The organism is Pseudomonas sp. S32 (assembly GCF_016648095.1).
In the GTDB taxonomy this organism is placed as follows: domain Bacteria; phylum Pseudomonadota; class Gammaproteobacteria; order Pseudomonadales; family Pseudomonadaceae; genus Aquipseudomonas; species Aquipseudomonas parafulva.
In genome coordinates, this window is record NZ_JACVVF010000007.1 from 124943 (window position 1) to 140107 (window position 15165).

At 58.7% G+C, this 15165-nt stretch carries 9 protein-coding genes and 1 pseudogene; 5 read left to right on the forward strand and 5 right to left on the reverse strand.

The genetic code is table 11. The annotated features are described in order from the left end of the window. Positions 1-596 precede the first annotated feature (596 nt). The 3 genes from IAE38_RS06180 (at position 597) to IAE38_RS06190 (ending at position 5921) form a co-directional block, all read left to right on the forward strand. The gene (locus IAE38_RS06180) at positions 597-3476 is read left to right on the forward strand and encodes a ribonucleoside-diphosphate reductase subunit alpha (RefSeq protein WP_201216568.1); all 2880 of its coding nucleotides are present in this window, start codon (positions 597-599) and stop codon (positions 3474-3476) included. Between the two features lie 248 nt (positions 3477-3724). Then, entirely contained in the window at positions 3725-4975 is a 1251-nt protein-coding gene (locus IAE38_RS06185) for a ribonucleotide-diphosphate reductase subunit beta (protein WP_028634571.1), read from the forward strand. Between the two features lie 151 nt (positions 4976-5126). After that, positions 5127-5921 (forward strand): hypothetical protein, encoded by a 795-nt coding sequence (locus tag IAE38_RS06190; protein ID WP_201216570.1) that lies wholly within the window; start codon positions 5127-5129, stop codon positions 5919-5921. A gap of 194 nt (positions 5922-6115) precedes the next feature. Here IAE38_RS06190 and IAE38_RS06195 read toward each other — a convergent pair whose 3' ends face one another. Both IAE38_RS06195 and IAE38_RS06200 read right to left on the reverse strand, forming a co-directional pair. Then, a complete protein-coding gene (locus tag IAE38_RS06195; protein WP_201216572.1) occupies positions 6116-6601 on the reverse strand; it encodes a hypothetical protein in 486 nt (161 codons plus the stop codon). Then, positions 6579-7064, reverse strand: coding sequence for a Panacea domain-containing protein (locus IAE38_RS06200; RefSeq protein ID WP_201216574.1), 486 nt, complete (start codon positions 7062-7064; stop codon positions 6579-6581). Before IAE38_RS06200 ends, IAE38_RS06195 begins: the two co-directional genes overlap by 23 nt. An 819-nt stretch (positions 7065-7883) precedes the next feature. Here IAE38_RS06200 and IAE38_RS06205 point away from each other — a divergent pair. Continuing rightward, positions 7884-8420 (forward strand): BRO-N domain-containing protein, encoded by a 537-nt coding sequence (locus tag IAE38_RS06205; RefSeq protein ID WP_201216577.1) that lies wholly within the window; start codon positions 7884-7886, stop codon positions 8418-8420. A 327-nt stretch (positions 8421-8747) separates the two neighbouring features. Here the strand turns inward: IAE38_RS06205 and IAE38_RS06210 are convergent, their stop codons facing one another. After that, positions 8748-8987 (reverse strand): type II toxin-antitoxin system RelB/DinJ family antitoxin, encoded by a 240-nt coding sequence (locus tag IAE38_RS06210; protein ID WP_201216616.1) that lies wholly within the window; start codon positions 8985-8987, stop codon positions 8748-8750. Between the two features lie 422 nt (positions 8988-9409). Between IAE38_RS06210 and IAE38_RS06215 the strand changes: the two are divergent. After that, a pseudogene (locus IAE38_RS06215) lies at positions 9410-10586 on the forward strand (IS256 family transposase). 101 nt (positions 10587-10687) lie between these two features. On the opposite strand, the gene IAE38_RS06220 reads toward IAE38_RS06215, so the two are convergent. Further along, the gene (locus IAE38_RS06220; protein ID WP_201216578.1) at positions 10688-12373 is read right to left on the reverse strand and encodes an ABC transporter ATP-binding protein/permease; all 1686 of its coding nucleotides are present in this window, start codon (positions 12371-12373) and stop codon (positions 10688-10690) included. After that, positions 12370-15138 (reverse strand): M16 family metallopeptidase, encoded by a 2769-nt coding sequence (locus IAE38_RS06225; protein WP_201216580.1) that lies wholly within the window; start codon positions 15136-15138, stop codon positions 12370-12372. Before IAE38_RS06225 ends, IAE38_RS06220 begins: the two co-directional genes overlap by 4 nt. Positions 15139-15165 lie beyond the last annotated feature (27 nt).

Consider the following 15165-nt stretch of genomic DNA (forward strand, 5'->3'; position numbering starts at 1 on the left):
TGAAGCGGCTTTTGTGACAAAGATCACGCCGGCGCAAATCTGCCCAATGGCAGTTCAGGGCTGAAAAGGACTCCAAACCAGTGGCCACAAGGCCTACAGCGAATACTCAGGATTCACTCACAAAGTACACACAACTTATCCACAGCAGCTCGCCTTGCAAACACCCCAATACCGCATTATCTTGTATCCCGAACGCAGCGAACCACTAGATATAGGGGTTCGTGCAAAATCACACCTAAAAGTCAACCCGCAAAATCAAGCGATTTTTCGGCTGAACTTCACGTGATTTCAGCAGCCAAACCGCTCCTGCGGAGGCGACCGAGGCAAGCCCTTCCAGGGCCTTGTTCGGGCACGGGTGCAACAGGCCAGGCCTGCCACCTGTGAGCAACAGTTTTTGGGCCCAGCCCAGAACCTTTGACTTCGGCCAGGGAGCGGCGAGCCATTGCCCTAATTCCTGAGTCTGTCCCGAAGTCGGTACGCCCGCGCGGGCGGATGCGTTCGTTTTGCGCATCCCCCAGGGCAATCGAGCAAGTGGACGGAACGGTGGGCGCCCAGAAGGCGCCTGATCAATATAGAAACTGTGGAGACACCCACCCATGCAAACCGACACGACTCGCGAGAACTCGCAGGCCAAGGCCCCGCAGGTTGCCGATTCCAACCAGGATCTGGCCGCCACTGCACCTGGCCAACTGCGCGTGATCAAGCGTAACGGTACCGTCGTCGCCTACACCGACGACAAGATCACCGTGGCCATCACCAAGGCGTTCCTCGCAGTTGAAGGCGGCACCGCCGCCGCCTCGTCGCGCATTCACGACACCGTCGCGCGCCTGACCGAGCAGGTCACCGCGACGTTCAAGCGCCGCATGCCATCGGGTGGCACCATTCACATCGAGGAAATCCAGGACCAGGTCGAACTGGCCCTGATGCGCGCAGGCGAGCAGAAAGTCGCCCGCGACTATGTGATCTACCGCGACCAGCGCGCCAAAGAGCGCGCTACCCGCGCCAACGTCGAAAGCGTGATCGAGGCGCACCCGACCATTCGCATCACCCTGGCTGACGGCAGCAAGGCCCCGCTGGACATGGCGCGCCTGAACACCATCATCAGCGAAGCCTGCGAAGGCCTGGCCGAAGTCGACGGCGACCTGATCCAGCGCGAAACCCTGAAGAACCTGTACGACGGCGTGGCCCTCAAGGACGTCAACACCGCTTTGGTGATGACCGCCCGTACCCTGGTCGAGCGTGAGCCGAACTATTCGTTCGTTACCGCCCGCCTGCTGATGGACACCCTGCGCGCCGAAGGCCTGGGCTTCCTGAACGTGGCCGACAGCGCCACCCACCACGAAATGGCCGACCTGTACGCCAAGGCCCTGCCGGCCTACGTGGCCAAGGGTGTGGAGTTCGAGCTGCTGGACCCTGCCCTCAAAGGTTACGACCTGGAGCGCCTGGGCAAGGCCATCGACCACGAGCGTGACCAGCAATTCACCTACCTGGGCCTGCAGACCCTGTACGACCGCTACTTCATCCACAAGGATGGCGTACGCTTCGAGCTGCCTCAGGTGTTCTTCATGCGTGTGGCCATGGGCCTGGCGCTGGAAGAGAAGGACAAGGAAGCCCGCGCGATCGAGTTCTACAACCTGTTGTCGTCCTTCGACTACATGGCCTCGACGCCTACCCTGTTCAACGCCGGCACCCTGCGCCCGCAGCTGTCCAGCTGCTACCTGACCACCGTGCCGGATGACCTGTCGGGCATCTACCACGCGATCCACGACAACGCCATGCTGTCCAAATTCGCCGGTGGCCTGGGCAACGACTGGACCCCGGTGCGTGCACTGGGCTCCTACATCAAGGGCACCAACGGCAAGTCCCAGGGCGTCGTACCCTTCCTGAAAGTGGTCAACGACACCGCCGTTGCAGTGAACCAGGGCGGCAAGCGCAAGGGCGCGGTGTGTGCCTATCTGGAAACCTGGCACCTGGACATCGAAGAATTCATCGAGCTGCGCAAGAACACCGGTGATGACCGCCGTCGTACCCACGACATGAACACCGCCAACTGGATCCCGGACCTGTTCATGAAGCGCGTCTTCGATGACGGCAAGTGGACCCTGTTCTCGCCTTCGGAAGTGCCAGATTTGCACGACCTGACCGGCAAGGCCTTCGAAGAGCGTTACGAGTACTACGAAGCCCTGACCGAGTACAACAAGATCAAGGTGTTCAAGACCATCCAGGCCAAAGACCTGTGGCGCAAGATGCTGTCGATGCTGTTCGAAACCGGCCACCCGTGGCTGACCTTCAAGGACCCTTGCAACCTGCGCTCGCCGCAGCAGCACGTGGGTGTGGTACACAGCTCCAACCTGTGCACCGAGATCACCTTGAACACCAACAAGGATGAGATCGCCGTCTGCAACCTGGGCTCGATTAACCTGCCGAACCACATCACCGACGGCAAGCTGGACACCGCCAAGCTGCAACGCACCGTGAACACGGCTGTGCGCATGCTCGACAACGTCATCGACATCAACTACTACTCGGTGCCGCAAGCGCGCAACTCCAACTTCAAGCACCGCCCGGTCGGCCTGGGCATCATGGGCTTCCAGGATGCGCTGTACCTGCAGCACATTCCGTACGGCTCCGATGCTGCCGTCGAGTTTGCCGACAAGTCGATGGAAGCGGTCAGCTACTTCGCCATCCAGGCCTCCTGTGACCTGGCCGACGAGCGCGGCGCCTACGAGACGTTCCAGGGTTCGCTGTGGTCCAAGGGCATTCTGCCGCTGGATTCGCAACAGATCCTGATCGAAGCCCGTGGCCAGAAGTACATCGACGTCAACCTGGAAGAAACCCTGGATTGGGCGCCGGTGCGCGAGCGCGTGCAAAAAGGTATTCGTAACTCGAACATCATGGCCATCGCGCCGACCGCGACCATCGCCAACATCACTGGCGTGTCGCAGTCCATCGAGCCGACCTACCAGAACCTGTACGTGAAGTCGAACCTGTCGGGCGAGTTCACCGTGATCAACCCGTACCTGGTCCGCGACCTGAAAGCCCGCGGCCTGTGGGATGCGGTCATGATCAACGACCTGAAGTACTACGACGGTTCGGTGCAGCAGATCGAGCGTATCCCGCAAGAGCTGAAAGACCTGTACGCCACCGCCTTCGAAGTCGAGACCAAGTGGATCGTCGATGCCGCCTCCCGTCGCCAGAAGTGGATCGACCAGGCCCAGTCGCTGAACCTGTACATCGCCGGCGCTTCGGGCAAGAAACTGGACGTGACCTACCGCATGGCCTGGTACCGTGGCCTGAAAACCACCTACTACCTCCGTGCCCTGGCCGCGACCAGCACCGAGAAGTCGACCATCAACACCGGCAAGCTCAACGCCGTGTCCAGCGGTGGCGACAGCGCCCCTGCTCAGGCCGCCGGCCCGGCACCTGTGCCAAAGGCCTGCGCGATCGACGAGCCGGACTGCGAAGCCTGCCAGTAAGGCTTGGCTGAGGCTTCCCTTGGGAAGCCTCTTTTCCGTGTAGCCACACGGCACCCTGTGGGAGGCCGGCCTTGCCGCCGCCTGCCCAACAGCCAAACACAACAGTCCTGGGCGCCAATGCCTGGGCCAGCCCGACCAAGGGCAATCAGATTTGCGTGCACTGCAGTACCCCCTCCGGGGCCAAAGCATCGCAACCACGATCCACCGGCCATACTCCATAGATGGCCCTCAAGCAGGAGAACCTCACCATGCTGAGCTGGGACGAATTCGACAAAGAAGACGGCGAAGTAGCCGCCAAAGGCAACACCCCTGCGCAGGCCACTGCCGCCGCCACCCTCGACAAGCTGGACAGCGCCGGCGGTGCCGCCGCCCTGGAGGCCCGTGCCGCCACCGCTGCTGATTCCGAAGCCGTGAAGCGCGCCAAGGCCGCCCTCGACGCCCTCGACATCGCCGAAGGCCTGGCTGAGCTGGAAGGCTCGTCGGCCCGCGTGGCTGTTGACGAAAAGCGCATGATCAACTGCCGCGCCGACCTCAACCAGTTGGTACCGTTCAAGTACGACTGGGCCTGGCAGAAGTACCTGGATGGCTGCGCCAACCACTGGATGCCGCAAGAGGTCAACATGACCGCCGACATCGCACTGTGGAAGAGCATGGACGGCCTGACCGAAGACGAGCGCCGCATCGTCATGCGCAACCTCGGCTTCTTCTCCACCGCCGACTCGCTGGTCGCCAACAATCTGGCCCTGGCCGTGTACCGCCTGATCACCAACCCGGAATGCCGCCAGTACATCCTGCGCCAGGCATTCGAAGAGGCGATCCACACCCACGCCTACCAGTACTGCATCGAATCGCTGGGCATGGATGAGGGCGAGATCTTCAACATGTACCACGAGATCCCGTCGGTCGCTAAAAAAGCCGCCTGGGGCCTGAAGTACACCCGCGCCATCTCTGACCCGGAATTCAACACCGGCACCGTAGAAACCGACAAGGAGCTGCTGCGCAACCTGATCGCCTACTACTGCGTGCTTGAAGGCATCTTCTTCTACTGCGGCTTCACCCAGATCCTGTCCATGGGCCGCCGCAACAAGATGACCGGCGTGGCCGAGCAGTTCCAGTACATCCTGCGTGACGAATCGATGCACCTGAACTTCGGCATCGATGTGATCAACCAGATCAAGATCGAAAACCCGCACCTGTGGGACGCGGCGATGAAGGAAGAAGCGACCCAGATGATCCTGCAAGGGACCCAGCTGGAGATCGAATACGCCCGCGACACCATGCCTCGCGGCGTGCTGGGCATGAACGCGGCAATGATGGAAGACTACCTCAAGTTCATTGCCAACCGTCGCCTGACCCAGATTGGCCTGAAAGAAGAATACCCAGGCACGACCAACCCGTTCCCATGGATGAGCGAGATCATGGACTTGAAGAAGGAGAAGAACTTCTTTGAGACGCGCGTGATTGAGTATCAGACTGGTGGGGCGTTGAGCTGGGACTGATTCTCAAAAAACTCTAAAGGCTGATGCTTAACAGCCTTTAGAGACCCCATAATTTAACTTACAACTAAATTTATGACCCTTTTACCATGTAAAGGGCCTCGCGAGCACCTAAATCACCGGCACATTTAGACTTTTTTGTGCGAGACCACTCATGAGTTCATGGAAAGACAATAGTCATGTAGTAACAGCCGCCATTAGCGTAGCTGCAGCATTGTTGTTTGCAATCGGCATTTATGAACAAAGCCTAATTCCCACAAGGACGGCCGGGCTCAACAACGAGATAAGTGAAAAAAACAAAGAGCTGAATGAGAAAGAAAAAGAAATTAACGGAAAAACTGAACACATAAGCAATCTAAAAAAACAGCTATCTGAAGCCAATCAAAAAAACACAACTCTAGCAACAGATCTAAAGAAGACTAAAGAGTCGCTGGCAGAAGCTTTAAATTTTGACGTCATCCAGCACAACAATCCTTACCCTAGAGGACTAGGGAAGCTTCGCATAAAAGATAGCGCAGATTCAATATTTGACATATTTCCAAAAGACCAGATAGACATAACACAGCCTGGATACTATAACGTCAAACTTCACGGCTTCATTAGCGGAATAACTTACTATTTCGACGAAGAAGATACCAGAAAAAAAATTACGCACATTTTAGTGCACGCACAACCAAAAATTGACATTGATAATTTTAACCTAGAAAAATTAGATCTAGGCACTGATCGCCTGCAGCCTTTACTGGAAGAGGCGTTTGGAAAGTCTGTTCAACTACCGCTAAAAGGTTATTACACTTGGAAAGTGTCCGAGACACAAGTTTTCAAGCATGACAGCCAGTCTTACATAATCATGGACATGGGATTTATTCCCGGCACGTGGCCTAAGAAATTACAAAAATTCATTGACACCTTGAGCTATTGCCCGGTGCCAGCCGCGCCTCCCACATAGGTTGCGAAGTAATCCAAGACCCCACATGCTGGCCCCCTTTCGTCGCAACAAGGGAAAAATTTCACTTCAAGCTCATTCAAACATCGGGTCTAACCCGGCCCCCCCATCAAGAAACTAAGCCTACCAAGCCTCAAGCTAGCGAATGACAAAGGGCACCTTAGCTAGTGAAGCTTTAAAGCAGAACAACTAAAGGCCTAAGATGGAAAAACTCGATGTTCGCGATCCAATAATACTAAAAAAAACGCCGCCTTTGCTCTAAAACCGTGAACACGAATTCTCTGATTAAGGCGAAGCTCAAAAAAAGTGATATCATCTCCAATCTGACTCCGAACACTTTTAAGATGTTCTTCAGCACCGGTTTTCACAGTAGCCACATCATAAGGCGTGTACCCCAAGCCTACTTTGCTCCCTGACTTTCCGCTCGTCTCTAAAACTTGGCGCCAAGTCCTCTGCCGTAGTGAAGACAAGAAATCACTAAAACTCTTAAGCTCTTCCTTCTCCCAAGCTGAGAAACATTCAAAGGAATGGCAAAAATATTTCAGCGTTACAAAAGGATTTTCATTGTCTGCTGAACCACCGCTCATCACACCACCGAGAGAGAAGACTTTTTCCTCAATAGGAGATAACTTGCCCAGCGACTGTGCTTGCCTCTGAATCTTATCCTTGGGCAGCCTCTTCACCTTCTTCCATCTCCCCGTAAGTTTCCTTATAGTATTTAAGGATTGAATCCTTTGTAATCACCTCGTCGCACCGCTGTTCTGGAGGGCGATTGCCACGAGCTTGTATCCATGGACGCTCCGAGTGAGTCATTGCCTCAAGTTTCTTGGCAGCAAACGCTCCGTAGATATCACAAACCTGAGTCAAGATATTCAGAGAATCCTGAGAAATATCTTCGGATGCACCGCCAGGAGCAATTGGCTGCCAGCCGTAACTCTTGAACTCATGCCAGACCGACGGCACTACGGGGCCGTGGGGCCAAGCTTGCATGTCTTCTTCAAACAAAGGGCGACCTAAGGCCAGCATATGCCATGCCTGAGCGAAATATAGAAGCTTCTGCACTTGTAAGTGCGTTACTACCTCACCAGCAGCATGGTCGCTAAGGTTGTTTACAAACCAGTGCGCAATTGCAACAGGTCTTGTCATCAAAAAATCCTCACAATTATCGGTCAATGAGCCTCACGCCTCGTCGAGCTCTGCATCCTATTCCTCCTTCAGCTAAACATCCACACCCGAATTGTTACGTTTGACGGTGAATCCGTCAAAACCACCAGTGAGCCTAACCGCCCTACCCTCAGTAATTATAGGCCGGCTGCCCGCGACTCAGATAACAGTGGCGCTATCAGCGCAGGCTGGCCACTGAGCAGCCAAATCTGAAGGCGCCTCCGTTCAAGCTAGCGTCACAACGTCCGGCAGCAGACCAGGCCATCATTAGGCCGATTAGGCACTGGTCGCTCGAACAATGACCGTGACTAGCTGTCGGCGCTCAGCAGATCACATTGAGCATGTTCGCCAACCCACCATCCACGATCCTTCGCCCGTCTGAGCTGGTCGATCATGCTCGGCCATAGGCGAGCATGACCTTCTACAGCCTAACGATCTTTTAAGTTCAGCATTTTCCTACGAGAAAGCATTTGCTTCTGCTTACCGAGGAGGGCAAGGTGACAAGCGGCGCCTAAGAAACGCCTCACGTAGCGGTCAATCCGCCCCGACAGATGCGGCTTTTTTGTGCCTGTGGTCTAATCCTGCGCGCAGAAAACGTGTTATGTCGGGAGCGGACTAATACAAGACCCGCAAGGGGAATACGTCCGGTCCGCTACGTGGGATTTCTTAGCTCCCGACACCCAGCCCTAAGAAAGCTGAAATCACGTAGAGGTAATAAAATGCCTGCCAAATCCAGCAATTTCAGGCTCTTCGCACATGCGTCTTGCCAGCTCAAATCTACAATGACCACGGAGGCCAGCCATGTCTGACCTTCAAACACCCACCCTCTTCACTCGCCACAACCGCCCCCTCCACACGCTCTGGCTCGAATCCCAAGCCTGGTTCTGCGCCCACGAACTCGGCCGGCTGAGCGGTCACTTCTTCGACGAACACTGCATGCGCAAGCTCGACCCGGACCAGTACCGCTCTGTGCCGCTGCTGCGCTATGGCAAGTACCAGCAGGCCACCATGGTCAGCGAGTCCGGAGCCTATACCTTGTTGGCGCATCACCATGTACCGGAGAACCGCCATTTGCGCTGGTGGCTGACGCATGAGGTGGTGGCGGTGCTGCGTGATGCTCAGGCTGATGGGGTGGACGATGCGCCGCGGCTGGGGCAGATGTGCTGGCCTGGTGGGCGAAGTGCGACTTTGTTGTATTGGCAGAGTGAGCCTTGGGTGAGGATGCGGGATATGCCGGTGGTGCTGGCGGGGGAAGTGGAGCTGCCGGGGCCGGTGGAGAAGCGCAAATTGAGTTGGCGGGAGTGTGCGCAGCGGGCGCTGCGGATGCATGGGGTTTAGCGAGCTATTTTTGCCTGTGCTGGCCCCTTCGCGGGTGAACCCGCTCCTACAAAAGACTTCGTTTGCTGGCAATTGCTGGGTTAGCAGGTCAAAAGCGGGGTAGCGGGTTAATGCCAGTCAGTTAAGCCAATCGGGGCTGCTGCGCAGCCCATCGCCGGCAAGCCAGCTCCCACACCGACCGCATCGCACTCAAGCCATGCGCTGTACCTGTGGGAGCCTGGCTTGCCGGCGATGGGGCGCAAAGCGGCCCCAATTTTTGCTGACTGATTGGCATTAGAGATCACCCGCGAACGCAGGCAAAGCCGGCGCCGTACATCGAGTCAGATGCTATAGGTCATCCAGTTGGACCTTCATGCGCAGCGGGGAAGCGAGACGCTCATTTACAGACGCGATGAGGTCTTCATCTTCGTCGGCCATGCTGGCTGGCCCGAAAGGCAGCTTGCCCTGCTCTGCTACATATTGCAGAACCTGGTGCATGAGTTCGGAGGGGGTTACACCGAGGCGCTTGAGCTCTTCGTAGGCGCGGGCTTTGAGTTCGTCGTCGATGCGGATATTGATAGACGCCATGGTTCGACTGTCGAGAAAAGAAGAGGCCCCGCCCACGCCGACAAGAGGGGTACGGCACAACGAGGTGCCGGGACTGGACATGCCAGTCTACGTGGTCGAGGGCGAGGCCAGATCTGAAGATAGCGCAGGGTTGCGGCAGGGTCCACAGGCGATTGGATTGAATTTGTAAACCATGTCTTCGGTTTACAGGCGGACGTCTGTGGGAGTGGGCATGCCCGCGAAGCAGGCTACGCGGTGGATGGCACCGGCTTTGCCGGTGTTCGCGGCTAAAGCCGCTCCTACAGGGATCGCGCCCGCTGTTGGAATAGTGCATGGGACTACCTAAGTCGTAATATGTCTCCAGAGGCCTCACGGTAGAGCTTCTACAGCCGAGGGTGTCAGAAATTTTGTGTTCGGGCATAACATGAGTAAGAGGTGCATGTATGCCAACCAAAAAGAAACCCTTGCGTGACCTACCCAAAATCCCTAAAGAGCTGCTGGAGCAGTTCGGCGAGGGCCTGATGTCCGCAGAGGCTATCGAGGATGCCTCTGCGGCGTTCAAGAAGGCCCTGATCGAACGCGCTTTGAGTGCCGAACTCGGCCATCACTTGGGTTATCCGCCGGGCGCGCAGCGCCCAGAGGATGAAACCAACCAACGTAACGGCAAGAGTGCAAAGACGGTTTTAACAGGGGACGGCCCGTTACACCGGATTCGATGACAAGATCATCGCCATGTACGCCCGTGGAATGACGGTCAGAGAGATCCGAGCCTTTCTATCCGAGCAGTATGGAACCAACGTTTCACCCGATTTCATCAGTTCTGTGACAGACGAGGTCATGGAGGAGATTGGCGCGTGGCAACAGCGGCCACTGGAGCCGATGTACCCAGTCATTTTCTTCGATGCGCTGCGGGTGAAGGTCCGCGAAGAAGGCCTAGTGCGCAACAAGGCCATCTACTTGGCGTTGGGCGTTCTCCCCGACGGGACGCGCCATATCTTGGGCATCTGGATCGAGAACACCCAGGGTGCGAAGTTCTGGATGAAGGTGTTTAACGATCTCAAGACACGTGGGGTCGAGGACGTGCTGATTGCCGTGACCGATGGCCTCAAGGGCATGCCAGAGGCTCTCAGCGCTGTATTTCCAGAGACGACGTTGCAGACGTGCATCGTGCACCTGATCCGCAACAGCCTCGACTACGCAGCCTGGGACAAGCGACGGGCTCTGGCCAAGGAGCTGAAGCCGATTTACCAAGCCATCAATGCTGAGGCGGCTGAGCAAGCCCTTGATGAGTTTGAGAACGGGCCGTGGGGCGAGAAATATCCAACGGTGGTGGCTGCCTGGAGACGCGCCTGGGATCGAGTGATTCCATTTTTCGTCTTCCCACCGGCCATCAGGAAGGTGATTTACGCCACCAACGCCATTGAAAGCATCAATGCTCAGCTACGCAAGATCATTAAAACCCGGGGGCATTTCCCGAACGATGAAGCAGCCACCAAGCTGATAGGGCTGGGGCTGCGAAACATCACGGCAAACTGGGGCTCGGCGGCGCATGATTGGAAAAGTGCGATGAATCAGTTCGCGATTCTGTACGGAGATCGGTTCATCAGGCCGACCTGGTGAAAATCAGGGCCTGCCTGACGGCAGGCCGTTACCGGCCCGAACACAAAAAAACTGACAGTCCCGAATGAGCTATCGCACAATAGCGATCCCGTGACGGGCCATTACCGTCCAACAAAGCCAGTAGCCGGTAATTCTACAGCCGCCAGCTCCACCGTCTGACCAAACAACTTTCCCAACCCCTCCTGATGGGTCACTGCCACCACGGTACAATCCGGCAGTTCCCGTTTGAGCATCTCCAGCAAACATTGCGCACTGCTGATATCCAGCTGGCTGGTGGCTTCATCCAGGTACAGGGTGTCTGGCCGGTACAGCAACGCCCGCGCCAGGCTCAGGCGCTGCTGCTCGCCGCCGGACAGCACACGTTCCCACTCCTTCTGCTGGTCGAGCTGGCCGATGAAACCGCCCAGGCCCACCTTGACCAGTGCATCAATCAAGGACACATCGTCGATCGGACATACCCGTGGGTAAGCCAGCAACCGACGCAAGCTCATGCATGGCATGTAGGGTTTTTGAGGTAACAACAGGCTACGCCCTGAAGGTAACTGCCAGGCGCCCTGGCTGTAAGGCCACAAGCCTTGCAAAGCCCTGAGCAAGGTTGACTTGCCTAGGCCGCTGCGACCGCCTACGCGCGCCCAGTGGCCCTCCTCCACACGCAGGTCTATGCTTTTCAATAACATGCTGCCATCAGGCCTGCACAGTGTCAGCCCGCGCGTGCACAGGCAGTTGCCGCGTGCAGCGGTGCCCACCTGAGCGCGGCTGGCGTCAATGGCCAGCTGGAACTGTTCCAGGCGCTGCAAGGCAGCGCTCCAGCGCACCAACTTGTTGTACAACTTGATGAACCAGCTAAGCGAACCGTGCACGGCGTTGAACGCACTGCGGATCTGCATCAGGCCACCCAGGGTGATGGCCTTGGCCATGAACGCCGGCAGCGCGGCGAAGACTGGGATGATCAGGCTCAAACGTTCGTAAGACACCGTGAACAAACTGAGGTTACGCTCGCGCCCCATCAACCGCCGCCAGTTGTCGGCAATAGCCTGGAAGCGCTCGGCCAGGTGCTCGCGCTCCACGGCCTCGCCCCGGTACAGCGCAATCTGCTCGGCATGGTCCCGCTTGCGCAGCAGGCTGGCACGGAAATCTGCCTCACGGTGCTCGCGCTCGTAGTTGAGCGCATGCAGTGGTTTGCCGATCAGGTGTGTCAGCAGGCTGCCGAGCGCGGTGTAGGCCAGTACGATCCAAACCAGATACCCCTGCACCGTATAAAGCTCGCCGAACAGGGTGAAGGTCTGAACCCCGGAGAGGTTCCACAGGATGACAACGAAAGCACCGACCTGCGCCAGGTTGATTACAAGCGACGCTACCAGCTCGATACTCAGGCCGACCATCAGGTCGACGTCCTGGGCAATACGTTGGTCAGGGTTATCAGGCTCGCCGGTCAACCCCAGGCGATAGTAGGCCTGATCGCCCAGCCAGGCGTCAGTGAGGCGGCTGGTCATCGCCTGGCGCCAGCGAAGCTCCAGTGCCTTGCGGATGTAGTCCATGGACACCACGATCAGCACGTAGCTGCCCAAGTAAAGGGCATATTCACCCACAAGGCCGTAAAGCCCCGTGGTGTCGAACGCGGCCAGGGTGTCGTAGAACGTCTTGCTCCAGCTGTTGATCTGTACATTGATCTGCACCACCAGCAGCCCCAAGCCAACCACCGCCGCCATCATCAGCCAGGCCGGCCACTGCCCGCGGTCGCGCCAGAACGGTCGGCTCAGCCGGTAGAAGGCAAGTAAAGTGCTCATAGCGCCTGCTCCTGTGCTGCAGGCAGTGGCAGCAGCCGTAGTTGCACCTGGTTGGCGGCGGGGAATAGCTCGCGCGCCAGTTGCTGCATGGCGGGCAAGGTCAGTGCCTCTGGCAGTTCGGCCTGTTGACTCAGGTAGCGCGGGTCTTGCCAATGGCGTTCGCTCAGGACCAGGCGCTTGAACTGGGTTTGCGGGTCTTCTCGGCGTTTGGCCTCCTGGCGCACCAGTTCGCGACGCTGTGACTGCAGCCACTGTTCATCCACGTGTAGGCCGGCCAGTGTGTGTTGTGCCAGCGCCCATAGCTCATCCACACGCGCCGGGTCGCAGCTGAAACTCAGGCTGCTTTCGATGCGCTGTGAATCGGGGCTGAGCTGTGCGTCGAAATTCAGGCGGTATACACCAGAAGCCTCGCCACGCAGTTGTTGCTTGAGTTGCTGGTTGGCCAGCTCACGCAGCAATGCCACACGCATGGCTGCCTGGGGCTGCCATGCGTGTAACTGGAAGCTGCTGGCTTGAAGCACCGCACGGGGTTCCAGCGCGATTGCCAGGTCGCTGCGGCGCTGACCAGGTTGCTGCACGGTGGGTTGCGGGCTTGGCGACGCGCCGCGCGGCAAGTTGGCCAGGTAGCCACGTACCAGGGGTGCCAATTGGTCAGCGGCCACGTCGGCCATCAGGTAAAAGGTTACAGGCGCACGGGCGAGGCGCTGCCAATCGGCCTGCAGTTGCTCGCGCTCAAGCTGCTGAAGTGCAGCTACGCCCGGTGCTTGCCAATGATCGATACCGTACTTGAGCACCCGTTGCTCGTGATCCTGGCGAGCGCGCACATCGGCAGGCCGATTGCGCAGCCGCTGCAGCAGGTCGTTGCGGGCTTCGTCGAACAATGCCGGGTCGATGCCGGCCAGTTGGCTAAGGCGGTAGCTCTGCAGCAAAGCTTCCAGTTGCCGGGGAGCGCCACTGAGGTTCAACTGCAAGCGCTGCGGCTGATGCTCGAGGCTCACGGTTGCACCTTGGCCCTGGCGCCATGCCTGGGCACCTGCCGGGCCGCTGCGTACCGCCAGTTGCGCGGCCATTTGCAAGCGCCAGGCGGGTGCATCGGCCAAGCGATAACCGGCGCGCGAGTCCGCCTGCAGTAACCATTTGCCATCGGGGCCGTTACGGCGCAACCATACCAGGCGGTCGCCGTTGCCCAACGTCCAGTGCTCGACCTTTTCGGCAGTGAATGCCTTGCGGGTCACGATTCGCCCGGCAGGCCCCGGCGTACCGGGCTCATAGGTTGCAATAACCGGCGCGGTTGCCTGCTGCCGAGCGGGGGCGGCAAGCGCCTGGCGGGCAATGCCCGCCTGCAGTGCCTCCACGGCCGCCACGCTGGGCAACACGACCTGCGCCTGCCCAGGTACGGTGAACTGCAGCACACGGTCTGCACTGCCAAGCCAGAGCCGCAGCCTGCCATTCAGGTCCTTGAGTTCGATGCCTGGCAATACCTCGAGGTAGCGGCGTGCCGCAGCATGGCGCTCGACCACCCGAGCCTCGGGGGCGGTGGCGTCGTTGAGCAGACCGACCCACTGTTCGAACGTGCGGGGCACAGGGTTAGCCAAGGTCTTGTTGCCCAGCGCGCGGATATGAGCACGCCCTTCAGCAAAATCCTGCTCGCTGAAACCATGCTGGCGCAAGCGTTCGATCTCGGTCAGCAACTGCTTCAGCGCTTGTTCGTGCTGCAAGCCCTCCACACCCGCGGCGATCCCCAACACCGTTGACTGGGTGCCGATCAGGGTTTTCTGCGCGGTCAGGCTGCGCACACCGGGCTGCCTGGGCTGGCGACGCAGGCTGTCGACCAGCGCCGCCAAGGTCATGCGGTCGATCAACCGTTCGCGCATGGCCGCACGGGTAGTGCCGCGGCTACCGGGTTCGTGCAGGCGCAGCAACAGCGCCACCTGGTTGCTGCCCGACTGAGGGTCTTGCAAGCGGAAAACCTTCAGGTGATCGTCCAGCGGCAAGTCGCGATGATCGCGCGGCGGTGTGCTGCTGGCCTGGGCCGCACCGAAGACCGCTTCGACCTGCGCCAGCATCGCCCGTGGCTCGAAATCGCCCACCGCCGAGATGACGATGTTCGAAGGCCGGTACCAACTGGCCTGGAAGGCCTGCAGCCTGGCCAGGCTGGCACTGCGGATGGCCGCTTCGTTGCCGATGGTGCGGTGCGCGGGGTAGCGTGAGCCCACCCGCTGCGACGCCGTGCGCTGTTCGTTCATGCGCTGTGCCACGCCCAGCCCACCACGCCATTCTTCGATGACGATCGGCCGTTCGCGCTCAAGGTCGAGCGCGCTGTAGTCGCGGGCAAACGCCATGTCGCCGAGCACTGCCAGTGCCTGCGGCGCCTGGCGCACCCCGGCGGGCGGGCTGAGCATGTACTGGGTACGTTCGTAGTTGGTCACGGCATTGAAGTGCCGGCCCTGCACCCAACCCAAGTTGAGCATGCGCGCCCGCAGGTCTTCGGCATTCCCGGCATGGCTGTGGAACACCATGTGTTCGACCAGGTGCGCGACGCCTACCTGGTCGTGGGCCTCGTCCACTGAGCCGGCATTTACTGTCATGCGCAGGTCCAGCCGGCCTGGTTGGGTCGCCTCATGGACCAGGCGGTATTCAACGCCGTTGGCCAGGCGGCCCTGTAGCACCTGGGCATCCCAGGGCAGTGGCGCGTCATGTCCAGGCAGCGAAGCGCAGGCACTCAGCAGCAGCGGGCCAAGCAGGCCCGCGATGAGCTTGTTCATCGGGTTATCCACGGTTATCTCAGGGGG

What these genes read in the sequence shown, in the direction of transcription:
- IAE38_RS06200 (WP_201216574.1), bottom strand. Translation starts at nt 7,064, where the DNA reads ATGACAAGACCTGTTGCAATTGCGCACTGGTTTGTAAACAACCTTAGC.
- IAE38_RS06180 (WP_201216568.1), top strand. Translation starts at nt 597, where the DNA reads ATGCAAACCGACACGACTCGCGAGAACTCGCAGGCCAAGGCCCCGCAG.
- IAE38_RS06185 (WP_028634571.1), top strand. Translation starts at nt 3,725, where the DNA reads ATGCTGAGCTGGGACGAATTCGACAAAGAAGACGGCGAAGTAGCCGCC.
- IAE38_RS06220 (WP_201216578.1), bottom strand. Translation starts at nt 12,373, where the DNA reads ATGAGCACTTTACTTGCCTTCTACCGGCTGAGCCGACCGTTCTGGCGC.
- IAE38_RS06190 (WP_201216570.1), top strand. Translation starts at nt 5,127, where the DNA reads ATGAGTTCATGGAAAGACAATAGTCATGTAGTAACAGCCGCCATTAGC.
- IAE38_RS06205 (WP_201216577.1), top strand. Translation starts at nt 7,884, where the DNA reads ATGTCTGACCTTCAAACACCCACCCTCTTCACTCGCCACAACCGCCCC.
- IAE38_RS06210 (WP_201216616.1), bottom strand. Translation starts at nt 8,987, where the DNA reads ATGGCGTCTATCAATATCCGCATCGACGACGAACTCAAAGCCCGCGCC.
- IAE38_RS06225 (WP_201216580.1), bottom strand. Translation starts at nt 15,138, where the DNA reads ATGAACAAGCTCATCGCGGGCCTGCTTGGCCCGCTGCTGCTGAGTGCC.